Raw genomic sequence first — 18,845 nt, 5'->3', positions numbered from 1 at the left:
GCATCAGTTTCGGATCAAGCCAAGGGTCTAACCAGGCGAGCTTCCGAACTGAGCGCTAAAGGGTAAAGTTCGGAGTTCGCTAGGTTATGACCATTTTTGTCGGCAACCTGTCCTTCAAGGCCAGTGAAGAAGACCTACGGCGGGTTTTTGCTGAATACGGCACTGTCAAGCAAATCAAGATGCCAGTAGATCGCGAAACGGGCCGCAAGCGGGGCTTTGCTTTTGTGGAGCTGGAAAACGAAGCCGACGAGCAAAAGGCTATCGAAGAACTGGATGGGGCCACTTGGATGGGCCGCGATCTAAGAGTCAACAAGGCCCTGCCGCGGCAGGTTAGCACAAGCAGTAGCCGAGGGAATCGTTCCGCTCGCTTCTAGATCCTTAGGTTGCTGCACCGCTGGTGGGGATCCCTAGCTTCAACCCCAAAGGTGGGGGTTCAACAGGCTCAGCCAAACCAAGGAAGAGCAGGAGAGCCGCTCTGGAGTACCGGAAGGATAGCTGGGTAGCTCCCCACTTTTGCTGGCTCGGTTGAGCCCCAAAACAGCCATGAGGTGGGTCTTGCAGCGGCAAGTTGCCGTGGCGCCCGCTTGGAGTAGTCCTTAGCCCGACGGAGCGCTGGTCGTCCAACGGGTGGCCGCCTGGGAGCTGTCTGGGGGAGCTAGGCCCCCGCCTGGAAGCTGGAGGGGATTCCAGGCAAGGGGGCTGAGTTTTGTATGATAGGGGCTCAGACCCTCGTTTTCTCACGTTGTCCATGCCTGCTGCCATCCGTCGTCCTCCCCGTTCCCTCTACTGTGGCCAAGTGCGCCCGGCCCACATCGGCCAGAGGGTTACCCTCTACGGCTGGATCGACCGCCGCCGCGACCACGGGGGCGTGATCTTCCTGGATCTGCGGGATCGCTCTGGCATCGTACAACTGGTGGCTGATCCCCAGAAAACCCCCCTCTCCTATGAGCTGGCTAAGGAGGTGCGCAATGAATACGTGGTGCGGGTCACAGGCAGGGTTCAGCGGCGGCCTGAAGACGCCTTTAACCCCCGCCTGGCCACCGGCGAAGTGGAGGTCTACGCGGAGGAGTTGGAAATTCTCAGCCGTGTGGGCAAGCAGCTTCCCTTTAGTGTTTCTGGGGAGGAAGGGGAAGAGGTGCGGGAGGAGATCCGCCTGCGCTACCGCTACTTGGACTTGAGGCGAGAGCGCTTGTCTCGCAACCTGCAGCTGCGCCACCAGGTCATCAAGGCCATCCGCCGCTTCCTGGAGGATGAGGAAGGCTTTATCGAGGTGGAGACCCCCATCCTCACCCGCTCCACCCCCGAAGGGGCCAGGGACTACCTGGTGCCCAGCCGCCTCAATCCTGGCGAGTGGTTTGCCCTGCCGCAGTCGCCCCAGCTTTTTAAGCAGTTGCTGATGGTGGCTGGGGTGGATCGCTACTACCAAATTGCCCGCTGCTTTCGGGATGAGGATCTGCGGGCAGATCGCCAGCCGGAGTTTACCCAGTTGGACATGGAGATGAGCTTCATGGATCAGGAGGCAATCCTGGAGCTCAACGAGCGGCTCCTCTGCCACATCTTCAAAACCGTCAAAGGGATCGACCTCCCCCGTCCTTTCCCGCGGTTAACCTACGCCGAGGCCATGGCCCGCTACGGCTCCGACAAGCCCGACACCCGCTTTGGGCTGGAGTTGGTGGACGTTTCAACGGTGTTTCAGGGATCTCGCTTTCAAGTCTTTGCCAAAGCCCTGCAGCAGGGAGGAGTAGTCAAAGTTCTGCCGGTACCCGGCGGCGACGAGAGGATCTCCAACACCCGCATCAAACCCGGCGGCGACCTGTTCAAGCTGGTCACCCAGTACGGGGCAGGCGGCCTGGCCTTCATCCGGGTGCGGCCTGACAGCCTCGACACCATTGGTGCCCTCAAGGAAAGCCTTAGCCCTGAGCAGGAGAAGCAGTTGCTGCAGCTTACCAACGCCAAGCCAGGGGATCTGCTGCTGTTTGGGGCGGGGCCAGCTGCCGTGGTCAACGAGTCGCTGGGCCGCCTGCGGCTGCACCTGGGCCAGGAGCTAGGCTTGATCCCGGAGAACGCCTTGAATCTTCTCTGGATCACCGATTTCCCCATGTTTGAATTCAACGCCGAGGAAAACCGCCTGGAAGCCCTGCACCACCCCTTTACCGCCCCTCATCCGGAGGACTTGGCCGACCTAAAAACGGCGCGGGCCCAGGCCTACGACCTGGTCTGGAACGGCGTGGAAGTGGGCGGGGGATCCCTGCGCATCTACCAGCGGGAGATCCAGGAGCAGGTTTTCCAGATCATCGGCCTTACCCCTGAGCAGGCGCGGGACAAGTTTGGCTTTTTGCTAGAAGCCTTTGAGTACGGCACGCCGCCCCACGGCGGCATTGCCTACGGCCTGGACCGGCTGGTCATGCTGCTGGCAGGGGAAGATTCCATCCGCGATGTCATTGCCTTTCCCAAAACGCAGCAGGCTAGGTGTTTGCTCACCGGCGCCCCCTCTGGCGTTGAGCCCAAGCAGCTCAAAGAATTGCACGTGGCTTCCACCTATCAGCCCAGCTAAGGGATCCCTCCACCTGTGTGGGAGGATGGATAGGCATGTACCCCTACCTTTGGGTCTCCCTATGCTAGATCTGACCGGAAAGAAAGCCTTGGTAACCGGCATTGCCAACGAGCGCTCCATCGCCTGGGGCATTGCCCAGCAGCTGCACAAAGCGGGAGCTACGTTGGGGGTTACCTACTTGCCCGACGAGCGGGATCGCTTCAAAACCAGAGTCCAGCAATTGACGGAGCCCCTGCAGCCGGATTTTCTCCTCCCCTGCGACGTGCAAAGCGATCAGCAAATCAACGATCTGTTTCAGGCAGTAGCCCAGAAATGGGGTCAGGTCGATATCTTGGTTCACTGCCTAGCCTACGTCAAAAAAGAAGAGCTGAGCGGCAATTTTAGCGATATTTCTCGGGAGGGGTTTGCCCTGGCCATGGATGTGAGCACCTACTCCCTCATTGCCCTCTGCCGAGCCGCCAAGCCTCTTCTAAGACCTGGCAGCAGCGTCCTTACCCTCACCTACTTGGGGAGTGTGCGGGTGGTGCCTAACTACAACATGGCCGCTGTCACCAAAGCGGGCCTGGAAACCTGTGTTCGCTACCTGGCGGCCGAGCTGGGCCCCGCCGGGATCCGGGTGAATGCCATCTCTGCTGGGCCCATCCGTACATTGGCTTCCTCGGCCATTGCTGATTTTCATGCCATGCTGCACGCCGTCGAGGAGAAAGCCCCGCTGCGGCGCAACATCACGCAGCTTGAGGTGGGGAATGTGGCTGCTTTTCTGGCCAGCGACCTAGCCAGTGGTATTACCGGCCAGGTGATCTACGTAGATAGTGGATATAGCATCCTAGGTTTTTAAGCTCAGTGGGATCCCCCTGGCATGAACCGCTTCTCCCCCTTGCAGCGGCTGCTGCTGACTTGGATTTTGATTGTCATTAGCGGCTGGCTGGCCCTGCAAGTGGGCCGGCTGTTTGGCCATCTACTCACCACCCTCCTGACGGCGGCGGTACTGGCTTTTTTGCTCAACTACCCGGTACGGGTCCTGCAGCGCTATCGGGTCAACCGCGTTGTAGCGGTGGCCTTAGTCTTTGCCCTCTCGGTGGTGCTGCTGGTCTTGGTGGGGATCGCCGTTGTGCCCATCCTAGCCAGGCAGGTGGTGCAGTTGGGAGCGCGGATCCCGGAGTGGGTGGATACTTTACAACACTGGCTTGACCAGATTAGCCTCTGGGCTGCCGAGCGCGGCATCAACCTTGGGCAGCCGGAGCTGGTGAACACTCTCCTTAACCGCCTGCAGGCCAGTGCCGAAAAAATTGCCGGCCAGTCCCTGGACCTCCTCCTGGGCACCTTTAACCAGGTGGTTGACCTGGTGTTGGTTTTGGTCTTGGCCCTCTACATGCTGCTCTACGGGGGCCAGTTCTGGCAGGGGTTGCTCAGCCTCTTTCCCAAGCCCTGGGGGCCACGCATTGGCGAAGCCCTGGTGCTGAGTTTTCAGAACTTTCTCATCAGCCAGTTGGTGTTGGGGTTCATTATGGCCCTGATGCTGGTGCCAGCGTTTGGGCTCCTGCGAGTGCCCTTTGGGCTTTTGTTTGGCCTCTTGATTGGCCTGCTGGAGGTGATCCCGCTGGTGGGGGGCTTCATTGGCATTGGTGCGGCAGCAGTGCTGCTGGCCTTCCAAGATATCTGGCTTAGCCTTAAGGTGGTGCTGGTCTCCTTGATTGTGCAGCAGATTAAGGATCGGGTCATCGCTCCCCGGCTAATGGGGGAGCTAATTGGCCTTAACCCAGTGTGGATCTTGATTGCCCTGTTGGTGGGAGCCCAGCTGGGGGGCATCCTGGGCGTGATTGTTGCCATTCCCCTCAGCAGCGTGGTGAAAAGTCTCTACGAGGTGGCCCGTTCCGCTGACTTGGCCGCCGAAGATGGCGAAAGGGAAACTCGCCGGGATCCCACCCTGCCCAAGCCAGAGACTCAGCAAGTCTAACCCCTTTCTCAGAGACGGCCCTTTCAGGCAGCAACCTAGCCCCGATCCCCATTTTTCCTGTCCCTAACAGAGAGAAGCTGGGGGCGTTGTTAGCGAATTTTTCCCTCGATAAAAGGCACTTCCAGCACCTTTTCGTGCTGGATGGGGCCATGGCCAAAGTAGCCCCCTTCCCCAAACAACTCGCCGTGGTCGGCAGTCACTGTAATGTAGGTGTTTTTGGGAACCAGATCGAACAGCTGCTCAAAGACCCCGTCTAGGTAGCGCACTGCCTCAATCTGCCGCTGGCGCAGCTCCTCCACCTGGGCGGCACTGAAAAAGGGGATCCCGTCCTCTTCCCCTTCATCCAGCCGCTTGAGCACCCCATTGACCCCCGAAAGGTGGGGCCACGAGCTGGGGTCCTCGTCGGGCAGAGCGTAGGGATAGTGAGTTTCGCCCACATTCAGCAGGTAAAAGCTAGGGCGATCCGGATCAAAGCGCAACTGCTCCACCATAGCCGCCATGTCGTTGTGGCGGGGCATGAGACGGTAGGAATCAAAGTCGCGATTGAGCAGGGTGCTGGGGTTGAGCACCGGCATGGAGACTAGGGCGTGGGTGGTGTAGCCCAGTTGATGCTTCAGTAGCGTTGGCAAATAGAGGTGCGGCAGCAGATGCTTGAACTCAATTGGCTGCCGAGTGCCAAGGCGCTCGTTGTAGCGCAAATACTCCTGCTTGTAGTGTTCGGAAGCAAAGACGTGGGTGGGGCTAGTATGGGGCAGCAGGCCCATGAGGAGGTTGTAGTGGGCAGGAGCTGTCCAGGAAGCGTAGCTCCAGCGCTTTTCCAGAGGGCCTAACTTCAGCAAGTGCTTGGGCTTAGCCGCCAGCAGGCTGTCGAAGCGGCAACTGTCCAGCACGATGAGCAGGTAGTTATTCTGCCCTTGAGGCTCGGGGCGAGGGGTGGGCTCAGAGGCAGGGGCTGCAGATGCTCTCCACCAGTTTAGGAATCCCATTCTTCCTCCTCCTCGGCAGCGTAAGGCCGCCGGACGATCCGCCAGCTGGGAGCTGCGGTGTCGTCCTCAGCTTCACTGGGTTCGGGGGCGGGATCGCGAATGCGTTCCGGCGGGATATTGGAATAGGAATAGCGGCCTGCTTGGGGATCCGGCAGATCTGGGGGCAAATAGTGGTCAGGGGGAAGCAGCTGCGCTTCCAAAAAACGCACCCGCTCGAGGAGTTGATTAAGCTTGCGGATTGCCTGTCGCTCCAACGCCCGCTGGTGTAGCTGCCAAGATCCCACGTACAGAAATCCCAAGCCCACTCCTACTCCATAGGCAGTCAAAAGCACCAGCGACAGGGGCAGAGCTGGGCTGGCCTGCCCAGCGACAATAACCACCGCTGCAGATCCCCAGTTTTGGACAAGGAAGATGAGCAAGGCCAGGATCCACAGGCCTAGGAGCAGGGAGCGGATGTTCTGGAGCATGGCCTCAACCTTTCCTCTCCCTTAGGCTACCATCAATCCCCTAGCAGGGGGCAGAGAGCCTCCAGCCAGGGTCAATTGAAGTGTTGGAGCCCCAGGTGGGGGCCACTTGAGCAGCTCTAAGGATAAAGGCAGCTAGGTTACGCAGAGCTTCCTCATCCATCCAGGAGGAAGGTACAGGACGGCAGCCGTAGCTGGGCTCGCTGCCATCGTAGCTGCGGGGTACTCCACGAGAGCATGCCCACCGACTAACGCAGTCCACCGACGAACTCGTAAAGGCGCTGTGTCAAGCCACACCTAGACAGTTCCTTGGAACCAAGTCTCAAGGTTCCGCTTAGCACTGTCCGGCTCTTTCACAGGGGTGGGTGCTTGAGCATTGGCGAACGACTCAAGTCCCTCAAGGACTACGTCCCGCTAACGCAAGCGGGCTTTTCCGCCCTGTACAAATCGCGCTAGCGGGACGGAGGGTTACCACCGGCTCAGTGGCCCGCAGATACTGGCTCACGTAGGGATCAATACGGGCTGCCACTAGGCTAGCTAGCCCTAGCCATACCAAAAGCAGGATCCCGGCCTATCTCCAGCTCGGGATCCGCCACCGGTTTGCCACTTGAGCTTGCCTAGACATCAGAGATAGGCCGAAAGATCACTGTGGGATTCACTCTTAGTGCCGCCCCAACCGGGCACCGTCTTAGCTTGAACCAAGATGTAGCCGGCAATTAACTTTAGATCCTCATCAGTGAGGTTGCGCAGGCGAGGATACTCACTTAGGAGCTGGGTGTTGGGATGGTATTCCACCAGGGACTCTACTCCATCATAGGTAACTGGGTTTTTAATGTAGTCCACAATTGCCAGCACGTTGTCACGAGGAGGTGTTGCCCCCGCTAGATCCGAAAGGCTCAAGGTAACATCTGGGTTGGGAAGGGTCTGGCCTCCTACGTGGCACTGGGCACAGGTTTTGTTAAAGAGCTGCTTGCCGCGGGCCAGTTGCGCCTCGGTAAAAGTAATAGTTTCAGTGGGCGACAGGGGAACCGGAGGGATCTGCCTGGCTGCCAGGGCTGGCCCCCAGGCAAACCCAGCCAGCCCTAAAGCCAGGATCCAAGCCAAAAACCGCCGCACTGCCACCAGCGCCTTCTGGAAAGAAAAGGACTTGCTAAACATGGTTCTCCACCAATCAATGACCTCAAAAAGAAAGGGAGTCGGCTCTGCTCCAGTGACAAACCCGCCACCAGGATCTAAGGATAGACTATTGCGGGATCACTTGCAGGCGGGATTCTCTGGGAGGTGTTCAGGATCCCCAGCGGCTAGGATTGGCTTTTAAACAGGTAGCATAAAGCTTAGCCTGCCCTCTGGAGGTTCTGGAGCGAAGTTCTAGGATTATTGCCCATGTCATCCTTCCAGTTCCAGCCGTTGCGGGTGGCCTTCACCTGCGCAGATTCCAGTCAAGTGCCGATCCCTGTTGCCGAGTTAGTAACGGCTCTGCCGGCCTCGCCACTTCTGACCTATACTGAGCCGGAAACAGCAGCTCTGCGGGTGGAGATTTTGCCGGATGCCACTTATTACTTTTACCGCCGCGGAGAGGCGGTGGCTCTGGCTGCTTTCCGGATCCCAGTGAAAAAGCCGCAGGCTCTGCCCCGCAAGCTGGTGCGGCTGTTGGAGCACGTGGCTGCCTTCGACAACCTCCTCAACCTGCAACCTGCCAGCGATGCCTTAAGCAACGTCCTGGAAGTGGAGTTTCTGCAACTGGAAACGCCAGCCAGCGGCTCCAGGCCTGCCGAAGTTAGCCCCCTGCCGCGGGATCCTCAGGGCCAAGTGCAAATCCAGGCAGGACGCAACCTGGCTATTGCCTTGCGGAATAGGGCCCTCACCCCGGTGCATGTCTATGTAACAGTCTTTGACGAACGGCAGTGCAGCGTCGGTTTAGTCTATCCCTACCAGCCGGACTTTCCTGCCCGCCTGCGCCCTGGCGAAAGCGTGTTAGTCGGCTCTGGCCCTCGCTATCTGCTGCAGATGCAACTGCCCGAAGACGCCGAGACAACGGTGGATCGCTTCAAAATCTGGGTCAGCAGTACTGGCATGCAGCCCGGCATCATGGCAATGCCCCCTTTAGGGCAAAGACTGGAGCCCCCCTCCGAAGATCCCTATGGATCAGGATCCCGTCTGGATCGGGAAGTTCGGCTGGCCATTTTGGGTAGAGCAGGCAGCACGCCCATGCCGGCTTTTGCCGAGGATCCCTGGTGGTGTATGGAGCAGGCTGTCAAAGTGGTAGCTTAGACTGGGCCTACCTCCTCACAATTCTGTACAGCAGAGACTCAACCTCCTCGACACTAATTGCTGAAAGATTATAGGACGAGGAGATCCTACTTCTCGTCTCTTGATCAGCATCTGCCAAGACCAGGAAGACTTGATCTGGGCCGAGACCCATTTCGGAGGCGAGCCAAGAGTACTTCTCTATACAGTCCCTGTAGCTGCCGGTCTTCGACTCTATCCAGTAGAATCGGTTGTTAATGTGGAAGAAGAGATCGATCTCAAAGTCGCTACCGTTGGGCAAAGTAACTTCCGCATTTGCGATGTAGGAAAAATCGATCTTCTGTCCCTGCTCTCTAGCAAACTTGATCAGTTGCTGTTTGACATATCTCTCCAGCCAATCTCCAGATAGGAACTTGATTGCCTCTGGAGACTTGCTTAGCTTTACCCTCAGAGTTTTGGAGGATTTTGAGTAGTTATATTCCTCTAAGAAATTAACCTTATGTAGAGTGGAAGCAAGTTGGCAGCTATAACTTATCACTTCCGGGGGGTTGCCTTTTAAGCAAAGATTTAAGGCCTTTTCTTCTCCAATGCCAGATTTAATTTCTTTGTAAAGCTTCTCGATCAGCGAGTACCTCTGACCCATAAGGTTTGATATCCAGTTCAGCTTGTTATCGAGTTCTCCTTCTGCATCGGCTTTTTTACTAGATGGGATCAGGTTCTTCATCCTTATGTTCCTAGACCACAGAAATACCCCTATTTTCACCTGTTCACGGCTAATCGTCTCTGGCGGCAAACTCTTGAGTCGCGCGTCAGCAGTTCGCTCGTTAGTTTCCTTCGTCTTTTGAAGGCTAGAACTTGAGCTTAGATTCTGGGAAATTTTTTCTGTACTTTCTAACCTGCTCAGGATATTCTGCTGGTTACTTATGTTCTTAACTAGCTGATTTCTGTACTCAGCTAAATGCTGAAGGAAGTTTTGGTAACTTTCGGACAGACTTTCTGAGATATGAAGTTTGAAGCCCTCAAGGTCAGCTTGTAACTTTCTTAGAATCTCATCCAGTAACTGACTATTAGCTCTTTGAGTGAACCGGTGAAGTTGCAAAGCTATTGCCCTCTCAGTTTCTTTTCTCAAACCTCGATTCGTAGCGGTTCACTTCAGATCGCCTACAGGTATAAACGCCCAGGGAGAAACCAATAGCCGATCCAATTAGAAGACCTAAAAGCAGAACAGCTAGGAAGATTTTAAAGCATTGCTACCTCCTGCTTACTCTTGAGCCAGAAGGGATCCCAGCCAGTCTCGCTGGAGAGACTCTTGTTCAGGGGTAAGTTCAGGCAAAGCTTCGAGGGTGTAAACATCCGGGCGGGGTGGATCCAGGGGGATCCAGAAGTGTTTCAACTGATCACCTTGGAAGACGCTTAGGCAGATCACCTGGTGGGGCTGGTAGGCTGCCAGGCGCTCCGGCAAGGTGGTGGCGCTCACCCGAAAGCCGTCTAGGGCTACGAGCTCGTCGCCAGCCCAGATGCCTGCTTTTTGGGCGGGGGATCCCATCTCGACGGCGCTGATGCGGTTGCCTTCCCCATTGAAGTGGAGACCCAGGTAAGGGCTAGGGTTGGGGCGGCTGAAGTGGGCTTTAAGGGTGAGGCCAAAAGGGTGGAGGTAAGCGTTGTAGTCCAGCTCTTCCGTACCTTCCACGTAGGCAGAGAAAAAGTGGCCAAGATCGGCGCCGGCTGCCCGCTCGAAGGCCTCCCGCAGGTCTTGGTGGGTGTAGCCTTTCTCAAACCGGCCAAAGCGCTGCCACAAATCCCGCATGGCTGTGTCCAGGGATCCCTGGCCCCCCGAAAGGTGGCGAATGTGCAGATCCAGCAGCCAGCAGACCAAAGCGCCCTTTAGGTAATAGGAAACCTGGCTGTTGAGGCTATTTTCGTGGGGACGGTAGAGCTTGATCCAAGCGTCGAAACTGGACTCCTGCAGCGATTGCACGGCCCGACCCGGAGTACGCTGCAGCTGGCCAATTCGCTCAGATAGGATCTGTAAAAACTCTTTGGCGGTGAGGAGCCCTGCCCGCAGCAAGATCACGTTTTCGTAGTAGCTGGTCGCCCCCTCGCAAAACCACAGACAGTCCACATAGTTTTCTTGGTTGTAGTCAATTTTCTCCAAAGCCAGAGGGCGCAGCCGCTTGACGTTCCAAGCATGGAAAAGCTCATGGGCCAGCAGCGCCAAAAAGCGGCGGTAGGACTGGGGCTGATGCAGCTCCAGGCCAGAATAGTTGAGGGTAGCACTGTACTTGTGCTCTAGGCCGCCAAATCCCCCTGGGGACAAATGCACAATAAACCAGTAGCGGTCGTAGGGCAACCCGCCAAAAAACGCTGCAGTGGCCCGGACAATTTTCTCAGCATCGGCCACCGCTTGCTCCAAATCCAGGGTGCCTGCTCCCCAGACCACGAAGTAATGCGGGATCCCTTCCACTGCAAACGACCGCAACTGGTGCAGGCCCACCTCCACCGGACTATCCACCAGCTCGTCGTAGTCTGCCGCCAGGAACGACCAGCCGGCATTGGGATCCTCAGCGGCGGGCAAGGGCTGCAAGCTGGTGGCGACACGCCAGTCGGGTTGAGGAGGGATCACCGTCAAGGTGTAGGGTTCCCGCTCGCGGCCGAGCACGTAGAGAAAGAGCGCTGCCCCGTTGAAATAGGCATGGGTGAGATCCAGATGGTTGGTGCGCACCGTCAGCTCATAGGCATAGACCCGATAGCGGATGGTGACCGCCGAACACCCCGCTGGATTGACCTCCCAGGTGTTTTTATCAACCTTTCGCCAGGCCAAAGGGCTCCCTTGCTCGCTCAGGGCTTGAAACTCCTGCACATGGCGGGCATACTCCCGCACTAGGTAGGATCCCGGCGTCCACACTGGCAGCCGCAGCCGCAGAGGCACCTCCGGTTCCACTTCGCGAATCTGCAGCTCCACCTCCAAAAGGTGGTTGGCTGGCTCTGGCATCCGTACTGTAAAGTGCTGGCGGCTATGGCGAGAGAGGGTGGCAATCCCCATACGATCTTCCCCTACCGCAACAAGAGAAATGTAGCTATTGCTACAAAGATATCCAGAGTCTAGGGTAGTCTTCGAATCGTAGGCAGCTTGATCTGGGTTTAGGAGTTGATCCTAGAGATAAACTGACCTTGAGAGGTTGTCGAATCCCGTGGTGGCCGTTGCAGAAAAATCTCTCATTGCAGCCTTTAAACAGCTAGGAGGGCCTCACCATCCTCCAGTTATCGAAACCTTTGAACGTGGCAAGACCATTTTCCTCCCCGGCGATCCGGCGGAGCGGGTTTACTTTTTGGTCAAGGGAGCTGTTAAGCTGTCGCGGGTGTACGAAATGGGGGAGGAAATTACTGTCGCCCTCCTGCGGGAAAACAGCATTTTTGGGGTGCTCTCCTTCATTACCGGGCAGCGCTCCGACCGCTTCTATCATGCCGTAGCCTTCACTCGCGTCGAGCTGCTCTCTCTGCCCATCGAGCAGGTGGAAAAGTCTGTGCGGGAGAACGCTGAGCTGGCCATGCTGCTGCTCAAGAGCTTGGCTTCTCGCATCCTGCAGACAGAGATGATGATTGAAACACTGGCCCACCGCGACATGGCCTCCCGGCTGGTTAGCTTTTTGCTGATCCTCTGCCGCGACTTCGGCGTGCCCGGTCCCAATGGCGTGACCATCGACCTCAAGCTCTCTCACCAGGCCATTGCCGAAGCCATTGGCTCAACCCGCGTCACCATTACCCGTCTCTTGGGAGAGTTGCGCAAGAAGAACTACATTTCCATCCACAAGAAAAAGATCACTGTCCACGACCCAATCCAGCTAAGCTATCGCTTTGCCTAGGAGGAGGACCTGGCCCCACGGCCGTTTCCGGGAATGGCCGCACCACTGGTTGGCGGGGTGATCCCTCCCTGCAGGAGAGGGAGGCAGCAGCAAGCAAACCCCTACTTAACCGCCGGCGGCTGAGGGCGGTTCTTGGGGAGAGGCTTGCTGTTGAGCCAAGGCGGCCAGGATCTTTTCTCCCATCTCGCGGCAGCCTACAAGGGTCATCCCCTCCGAGTAGATGTCGGCGGTGCGGTAGCCCTGGGCCAAAACTGTCTCAACGGCCTGTTCGATGCGGTCGGCAGCTTGGGGCTGATCCAAAGAGTAGCGCAGCAGCATTGCCCCAGAGAGCACCTGGGCAAGAGGGTTGGCCTTGTCTTGACCGGCAATATCGGGAGCTGAGCCATGGACTGGCTCGTATAGACCAGGGCCGGCAGCTCCCAAAGAGGCGGAAGGCAACATGCCAATGGAGCCAGTTAGCATGGCTGCCTCATCGGAGAGGATATCCCCAAAGAGGTTCTCTGTCAGGATGACGTCAAACTGCTTCGGCCAGCGCACCAACTGCATAGCGGCGTTATCAACATACAGATGGGACAGCTCCACGTCAGGGTATTCCGCTGCCACGGCATTGACCCGCTCCCGCCACAGTTGCGACACTTCCAGCACATTGGCCTTATCCACCGAGCAGAGCTTGCGCCGCCGCTTGCGGGCCAGTTCAAAAGCCATGCGGGCAATGCGGTCCACCTCGGCCTCAGTGTAGACCATGGTGTTTACGCCGCGTCGGGATCCTTGGGCATCGACGAAGATCCCGCGGGGCTGACCAAAGTAGATGCCACCGGTGAGCTCGCGCACCACCACCAGGTCGATCCCGGCCACCACCTCCGGCTTGAGGGAAGAGGCCTCCACCAGGGGCGGAAAGATCTTCACCGGACGCAAGTTGGCAAACAGCCCCAAGCCAGCCCGCAAGCCCAGCAAAGCCTGCTCAGGGCGCTTCTCCCGCGGCAGGGCGTCGTACTTGAAGTCGCCAACTGCTGCCAGGTAAACAGCATCGCTCTCCTGGGCCATTTTCAAGGTCTCTGGGGGCAAGGGATCCCCAGTGGCTTCGTAGGCTGCTCCACCAATGAGGCCCTCCTGCCACTGGATGGAAAACCCCATCTGAGCGGCCACTGCATCCAAAACCGCCCGCCCCACCTGCATGATTTCGGGGCCGATGCCATCGCCGGCTAGAGCAGTAATCCGGTAGATGCGGGGAGCAGGAGGGGGAGTACTCATGCGGGATCGCGGTAAAAGGAATGCGTAGCGATATTACCACCACTCGGCCCAGCAGTACCCACAAAAAAGTGCAGCCCAGCCTTTGGCCTGCTGCACTTGTGCGGTGTCAACCTACCCGCAGCTCTAGAACAAGCCCAGAGTAACCCACTTGTCCAGAGGCAGGGTGGCACCAATGCCTAGGTAGAGGGTTACCAACGTGCCAAGCAAAAACACCGTTGTTGCCACTGGACGGCGCAGTGGATTCTGGAACTTATTGACATTTTCAATGAAAGGCACAAACAGGAGACCTACGGGAATAGCTAACATCAGAGCAATGCCCAGGAGCTTATTGGGAACCACGCGCAAAATGTGAAAGACAGGGTAGAGGTACCACTCCGGCAGAATTTCCAGCGGTGTGGCAAAGGGATCCGCCGGCTCGCCCACCCCCGCCGGATCCATGACCGCCAGGCCGACAATCACCCCAATCGTACCCAGGATGACCACCGGGAACATAAAGAGCAAGTCGTTGGGCCAAGCGGGCTCACCGTAGGTCATGTGGCCCATGTTCTTCTTCAGCTTGGCCAAAACTTTGGGGTTGTCCAGGTCAACTTTGCGTGTAATGACCTCAGTTGCTATTACTTGCTTCGAGACAGGCATAGCCGTTCTCCTTGTCTGGGGGAAAAGGGTTAGAAGAGAAACTTGGGGAGCGAACCGGCTAGGATTCACAAGGGTCCAGAAATGCCCTGGCGGCGGATCATCAGAAAGTGCATAGTCATGAAGACCGCCGTCAGCCAAGGCAACACAAAGGTGTGCAGGCTGTAGAAACGGGTGAGGGTGGCTTGGCCAACCGCCTCGCCGCCGCGGATAAGCTGGACCAGGGCATCACCCACCACTGGGATAGCGCTGGGCACTCCTGAAACAATTTTGACCGCCCAATAGCCCACCTGATCCCAGGGCAGCGAGTAACCCGTAACCCCAAAGGAAACCGTCAGCACCGCCAAGATTACACCGGTTACCCAGGTCAGCTCGCGGGGCTTCTTGAACCCACCGGTTAGGTAAACCCGGAAGGTGTGTAGGATCATCATCAACACCATCATGGAAGCACTCCAGCGGTGGATGGAGCGCAGCAGCCAGCCAAAATTGACCTGGGTCATGATGTAGTTAACCGATTCAAAAGCCTCAGCCACCGTCGGACGGTAGTAAAACGTCATGGCAAAGCCGGTGGCAAACTGAATGAGGAAGCACACCAGCGTGATGCCGCCAAGGCAGTAGAAGATGTTAACGTGGGGCGGAATGAATTTCCCGGTTGCGTCGTCGACGAAAGGCGTGATCTCTAGCCGCTCGTCTAGCCAGTCGTAAACCTTGCTCATGATACCTGCAATCTTTAAAGAGTTTGAAGCTGGATATCCAGGAGGGGACAAGCCCACTCCCACCAGCACTGTAACACAGTTTGTTAACACCCTCCTCAAACCAGGCTCAGCTGCAGCTCAGGGATCCGCCTCTCCGCCGGCAAAGCAGCTTCTAATATTGCGCTTTGTTAATTTTTCTTAGCATTTTGGGAGGCAATGCTGGCACAGCAGTCGAGAGAAGGAGAAATCCGTCGCAAGGGGTGGGGGATCCGCTGGGCCCTGCGCGTTCTCGTGCTGAGTTGCTTGCTCTGGGCAGGCCTGAGCCTTGGCGCCTGTCAGGTGCAGGCCAGCCGTTGGGGGGAGGAGCAGCAACTGTTGGCGCAGGCGTGGGCCTATGTGGATCGGGCCTACGTGGATCCAGGGTTCAATGGACAAAACTGGTGGCAAGTGCGGCAGCGCTTTCTCTCTCGGCCCCTGCAGGATCGCCAGGAAACCTACCGGGCCATTGAGGAGATGCTGGCAACCCTGGGGGATCCCTACACCCGCTTTTTGGATCGGGAGCACTACCTTAGCCTGCAGACTTCTACGGCTGGGGAGCTGAGTGGTGTCGGCTTGCAGATTGCCATCGACGAGCAGGGAGCAGTGCGGGTCATTGCCCCGATGGAGGGGACTCCTGCCGAACGGGCTGGGATCCAACCCCAGGATGAGATCCTGGCAGTGGATCAGGTGCCAGTGGTAGGGCTGAGCCTAGACGAGGTAGCAGAGCGCATGCGGGGCCCCAGCGGCACCACTGTTAGCCTGCGGCTAAGGCGGCAGGATCGCATCTGGGAGGTGGAGCTGGTGCGGCAGTCGATTCTCATCAACCCGGTGCGCACCGCCTTTTTCCAGCTGCCCCAGGGCTTAGTGGCTTACATTCGCCTCAGCCAGTTTAACGGCAACGCCGCCGCCCAAGTGCGCCAGGCCATCCAGAATGCAGAAGCGCGAGGGGTGCGGGGCTACCTCCTTGATCTGCGCAACAACCCAGGGGGGTTGCTGCAGGCAGCCATTGAAATTGCCCGCTTCTGGATCCCCAAAGGCGACATCGTGTTGGTTACAGACCGCCACGGCATTCAAGAGAGCATTCCCGCCACCGGCGACATCCTCACCCAGGCGCCGCTGGTGGTCTTGGTCAACCAGGGCAGCGCCAGTGCCAGCGAAGTCTTGGCAGGAGCCCTGCAGGACAGCGGGCGGGCGCAACTGGTGGGGACGCGCACCTTCGGCAAGGGGCTGATCCAATCCCTGCTGGAGCTGGCAGACGGCTCCGGGCTGGCCGTAACCACTGCCAAATACCTCACCCCCAACGGTCGCGATATCCACCGCCAAGGGATCCAGCCCGATGTGGTGGTGGCCGAGGGCCCTGTTCCCCTGACGGCAGAAACCCTGGGCGGCCCTGAGGATGGGCAGTTGCAGCGGGCTTTGGAGGTGTTGGGGTCAACTTTGGCCGTGGCCCAGGGGATCCCAGCGGCAGCCACTACCTGAGGTAGGGAAGAGGGGCAGGAGGTCTGAATTGGGGTGCCTGTTTGTCTGCGATTCGTTTTAGGATCGGGCTTAGCTGTCAACTCAGCCTTGCTGTCGATCCCTCTGGCATGAATGCCCTTCAGCAATTTCACTACTTCTTTAACTGCTGCATTGGTGCCTGGCACACCGAGCGCACCTACCACTACTTGGATCGCGGGGAGGTGGAGCGCTCCCGCACGGAGTTCACCATTCGCACCCTCACCCCTGAGCTTAAGGAGAAGGTGCTGAGGGACAACAACTACCCCAACCACGGCGTCGACGGCTTCTTGGGCTTCCACCTTGCCTTTGAGACTGTCTCCGAAAAGGGAGAGGAGGTGGGGCAAGAGCTGAACATGCTGTTTGTGCCCCGGCGAGAGAGCGCCCGCGGTCTTGAAGGCGACTATCTGCGCGATCGCGCCTATGAAGAGGAGCGGCCCATGGTGGCCGACTTCCGCTTCGATCCGCAATCCCTGCAACTGGTGATGACCACCACCTACACGCGCGTCGTTGCCGTGGATACCATCACTCTGCTCAACCCGCGCCTGCGCCTGCGGCAGATCCTCACCTACCAACGCCCCCCTCACGGTCAGCCGCCGCAGGAGGTGCTTCTGGTGGGGTTCGGGGTGGAACAAAAGCTTACCTAGGGGAGTTGATCGGTGGAGCCAGAGTTGATCCCTTCTGAAGACTTGCGCTTGCCCCAGCATTTGGCCCGGATTCAGGCCAGCTTTGAGCGGGGACACTACCGCCAGGCTCTGGAACAGGTGAAACAGGCCCAGAGCCGCTACCCGCAAGCAAGCAAGCTGCGGCTCTGGCAGGCCCTAGCCCAGGATGCCCTTGGAGAGACCCAGGAGGCAATCCGCTTGGTGCAAACCTTGCTGGGCAACCCGGATCCGGAGGTCGCTCAGCAGGCCCGCTACGTGTTGGGCATCTGGCAGGCACCTCGTCTGCAGCGGCCAGCGGAGTGGTTGCTCGAAATCCCAGATCTCAGCCACCTGGAAGAGGCCAAGCCAGGGGAACGCCGCCGGGTCTATGAGCGCCTCCGCCGTCCAGCTTCCCTGCCAAAAGTTACTGCTCCTATCCGCCGCGAGGCTACTCCCCCTTTGAATACCCAACGGCTGACGTGGGGATTGATCGGGATCCTCCTCGCCCTGCTGGCGGTGATGGCCTGGCTACCCTAGGGCCACCAAGGCAGGGGATCCTCTCGTCGCTGCCCAGCCGAGGAGAGATACTGGAAACAGGGGCAGATCCCCCGCGATCCCTCCTAGCGGGATGGGAGTTTACAGCAGGCAAAAGCGGAGGTTAACGGTGGCGGCACAGACTTTGGTTATAGACGCAGTGGAGCGGTTGGGCCTGCGAGTGACGCTGGGAGACATTGCCTCCAGCACTGGCCTGGCCCTAGAGGAGGCAAAGCAGGAGGTGCTGAAGTTAGCCCAAAAGGCGGGGGGTCATCTCCAGGTTTCGCGGCAGGGGGAGATTGCCTACGTTTTTCCGCCCGACTTTCGCGACATTCTCAAGCGCAAGGAGCAGCAGGATCGGCTGGCGGTTCTGCGACGCAAGCTCTGGGGCGGCTTTCTCTACGGGCTGCGCATCTCCTTCGGCATCCTGTTGGTGGTGTCGATTGTCCTCATCACCCTAGCGTTGATGGCTCTGCAGATGGCCAGCAGCCGTGAGGAGGACAACCGCAGCCGCTCGCGGGGAGGGGGGGTCTTCTTCTATTTCCCCGACCTCTGGGTGGGCAACCCCTTCTGGAGTCCCTACGGGGGCTATTCCGGTCAGGCGCGACCCCGCCGGGAAAAATCCGAGATGAACTTTTTGGAAGCGGTGTACAGCTTCCTGTTTGGGGACGGGGATCCCAACGCCAACCTGGAAGAGGAGCGCTATGCCTTGATTGGCCAGCTTATCCGCGCCAACGGGGGGGTGATTGCCGCCGAGCAGGTGCTGCCCTACCTGGATGTGGAGCCGGGATCCCCGGCCCTGGAGTATGAAGACTACATGCTGCCGATTCTGCTCAAGTTCGACGGCCAGCCGGAGGTAAGCGAGGACGGCGATATCGTCTATCGTTTCCCAGAGCTGCAGGTAACGGCCACAGAAAGCCCCCAACAGCAGCTTCCTGGGATGTTGCAGGAAAAACCCTGGGTGTTTAGCCGCGCCACCCCTGAGCAACTGACCCTGGCTGCTGGCCTAGGGGTGCTCAATTTCTTCCTGGCAGCCATTCTCTACGGGGCGCGGGAGGAGGTGGCCGCCGCCGCCGGGAGCAACGCCTTTTTGGCGTTTATCTACCCGCTGATTGGCTTCCTCTTCCTCTATGGCACGCTGTTTTTGGCGGTGCCTGCGGTGCGGTGGCTGACGTTGCAATTTCGCAACCAGGGGGTGGAGCGGCGCAACCGCAGCCGGCGGTTCTGGCAAGAGCGGCTGAAGCGTCCCTCCGAGGCGCTGCTGCGCAAGCTCGACTTTGCCCGCCGCTTCCGCCGCCAAGAGGTGGTGCAGGAGGCGGACACCATCTACTCTACAGATCGGGATTTGATCGAGCAGCGGGACTACCGGCTGGACGAGCCGGCCTTTCGCCAGCTGTTGCAGCAGGAGCAACCCCTGGCAACTGAGTCGGAAGAGATGCCCCGGCGTCGTCTCTAGGGAGGGGTTGAAATGAGAAGCGCAGGGG

The 18,845-nt window shown here is 58.4% G+C and carries 19 protein-coding genes; 10 read left to right on the top strand and 9 right to left on the bottom strand.

All coding sequences use genetic code 11. The features are described 5' to 3' along the window. Nucleotides 1-86: 86 nt before the first annotated feature. From NW830_RS05540 to NW830_RS05525, 4 genes are all read left to right on the top strand, one after another. Complete coding sequence (locus NW830_RS05540; RefSeq protein ID WP_414360146.1) at nt 87-374, top strand: RNA recognition motif domain-containing protein; 288 nt, start codon at nt 87-89, stop codon at nt 372-374. Nucleotides 375-748: 374 nt separating this feature from the next. Next, nucleotides 749-2,554 (top strand): aspartate--tRNA ligase, encoded by a 1,806-nt coding sequence (aspS, locus tag NW830_RS05535; protein ID WP_414360149.1) that lies wholly within the window; start codon nt 749-751, stop codon nt 2,552-2,554. Nucleotides 2,555-2,615: 61 nt separating this feature from the next. Next, nucleotides 2,616-3,392, top strand: coding sequence for an enoyl-ACP reductase FabI (gene fabI / locus NW830_RS05530; protein ID WP_414360150.1), 777 nt, complete (start codon nt 2,616-2,618; stop codon nt 3,390-3,392). A 21-nt stretch (nt 3,393-3,413) separates the two neighbouring features. Then, the gene (locus tag NW830_RS05525; RefSeq protein WP_414360152.1) at nt 3,414-4,511 is read left to right on the top strand and encodes an AI-2E family transporter; all 1,098 of its coding nucleotides are present in this window, start codon (nt 3,414-3,416) and stop codon (nt 4,509-4,511) included. 89 nt (nt 4,512-4,600) lie between these two features. Here the strand turns inward: NW830_RS05525 and NW830_RS05520 are convergent, their stop codons facing one another. The 4 genes from NW830_RS05520 to psbV all read right to left on the bottom strand — a co-directional run bounded on the left by NW830_RS05520 (nt 4,601) and on the right by psbV (nt 7,119). Continuing rightward, a complete protein-coding gene (locus NW830_RS05520) occupies nt 4,601-5,497 on the bottom strand; it encodes a sulfatase-like hydrolase/transferase (protein WP_414360155.1) in 897 nt (298 codons plus the stop codon). Beyond that, the gene (locus NW830_RS05515) at nt 5,485-5,964 is read right to left on the bottom strand and encodes a LapA family protein (RefSeq protein WP_414360157.1); all 480 of its coding nucleotides are present in this window, start codon (nt 5,962-5,964) and stop codon (nt 5,485-5,487) included. The genes NW830_RS05520 and NW830_RS05515 overlap by 13 nt, the downstream gene beginning before the upstream one ends. A gap of 40 nt (nt 5,965-6,004) precedes the next feature. Then, a complete protein-coding gene (locus NW830_RS05510; RefSeq protein WP_414360160.1) occupies nt 6,005-6,223 on the bottom strand; it encodes a hypothetical protein in 219 nt (72 codons plus the stop codon). Nucleotides 6,224-6,585: 362 nt separating this feature from the next. Further along, entirely contained in the window at nt 6,586-7,119 is a 534-nt protein-coding gene (gene psbV / locus NW830_RS05505; protein ID WP_414360162.1) for a photosystem II cytochrome c-550, read from the bottom strand. A 225-nt stretch (nt 7,120-7,344) separates the two neighbouring features. Between psbV and NW830_RS05500 the strand changes: the two genes are divergently transcribed. Then, nucleotides 7,345-8,232, top strand: coding sequence for a hypothetical protein (locus NW830_RS05500; RefSeq protein ID WP_414360165.1), 888 nt, complete (start codon nt 7,345-7,347; stop codon nt 8,230-8,232). 7 nt (nt 8,233-8,239) lie between these two features. Here the strand turns inward: NW830_RS05500 and NW830_RS05495 are convergent, their stop codons facing one another. Together NW830_RS05495 and NW830_RS05490 are read right to left on the bottom strand one after the other, a co-directional pair. Beyond that, entirely contained in the window at nt 8,240-9,337 is a 1,098-nt protein-coding gene (locus tag NW830_RS05495; RefSeq protein WP_414360167.1) for a hypothetical protein, read from the bottom strand. Between the two features lie 132 nt (nt 9,338-9,469). Beyond that, on the bottom strand, nt 9,470-11,251 hold the full coding sequence (locus NW830_RS05490; RefSeq protein ID WP_414360170.1) for a M61 family metallopeptidase: 1,782 nt from the start codon (nt 11,249-11,251) through the stop codon (nt 9,470-9,472). Nucleotides 11,252-11,399: 148 nt separating this feature from the next. Here NW830_RS05490 and ntcA point away from each other — a divergent pair, with 148 nt between their 5' ends. Beyond that, a complete protein-coding gene (gene ntcA / locus NW830_RS05485; RefSeq protein ID WP_414360797.1) occupies nt 11,400-12,071 on the top strand; it encodes a global nitrogen regulator NtcA in 672 nt (223 codons plus the stop codon). Between the two features lie 105 nt (nt 12,072-12,176). Here the strand turns inward: ntcA and leuB are convergent, their stop codons facing one another. The 3 genes from leuB to petB all read right to left on the bottom strand — a co-directional run bounded on the left by leuB (nt 12,177) and on the right by petB (nt 14,671). After that, nucleotides 12,177-13,322, bottom strand: coding sequence for a 3-isopropylmalate dehydrogenase (gene leuB / locus NW830_RS05480; protein ID WP_414360173.1), 1,146 nt, complete (start codon nt 13,320-13,322; stop codon nt 12,177-12,179). A 123-nt stretch (nt 13,323-13,445) separates the two neighbouring features. Continuing rightward, nucleotides 13,446-13,958 (bottom strand): cytochrome b6-f complex subunit IV, encoded by a 513-nt coding sequence (petD, locus tag NW830_RS05475; RefSeq protein ID WP_414360175.1) that lies wholly within the window; start codon nt 13,956-13,958, stop codon nt 13,446-13,448. A gap of 65 nt (nt 13,959-14,023) precedes the next feature. Further along, on the bottom strand, nt 14,024-14,671 hold the full coding sequence (gene petB / locus NW830_RS05470; RefSeq protein WP_011430625.1) for a cytochrome b6: 648 nt from the start codon (nt 14,669-14,671) through the stop codon (nt 14,024-14,026). Nucleotides 14,672-14,866: 195 nt separating this feature from the next. Here petB and NW830_RS05465 point away from each other — a divergent pair, with 195 nt between their 5' ends. The 4 genes from NW830_RS05465 (at nt 14,867) to NW830_RS05450 (ending at nt 18,817) form a co-directional block, all read left to right on the top strand. Then, on the top strand, nt 14,867-16,168 hold the full coding sequence (locus NW830_RS05465; RefSeq protein WP_414360178.1) for a S41 family peptidase: 1,302 nt from the start codon (nt 14,867-14,869) through the stop codon (nt 16,166-16,168). Nucleotides 16,169-16,275: 107 nt separating this feature from the next. Continuing rightward, on the top strand, nt 16,276-16,830 hold the full coding sequence (locus NW830_RS05460) for a phycobiliprotein lyase (protein ID WP_414360179.1): 555 nt from the start codon (nt 16,276-16,278) through the stop codon (nt 16,828-16,830). A 12-nt stretch (nt 16,831-16,842) separates the two neighbouring features. Then, nucleotides 16,843-17,364, top strand: coding sequence for a hypothetical protein (locus NW830_RS05455; protein ID WP_414360180.1), 522 nt, complete (start codon nt 16,843-16,845; stop codon nt 17,362-17,364). A 127-nt stretch (nt 17,365-17,491) separates the two neighbouring features. Then, a complete protein-coding gene (locus tag NW830_RS05450) occupies nt 17,492-18,817 on the top strand; it encodes a hypothetical protein (RefSeq protein ID WP_414360181.1) in 1,326 nt (441 codons plus the stop codon). The last annotated feature ends 28 nt before the right edge of the window (nt 18,818-18,845 follow it).

It is taken from the genome of Synechococcus sp. OH30, assembly GCF_047462175.1.
Lineage (GTDB): Bacteria > Cyanobacteriota > Cyanobacteriia > Thermostichales > Thermostichaceae > Thermostichus.
Note: the sequence above shows the minus strand (reverse complement) of the source record. Positions and strands in the feature narration are given on the sequence as shown.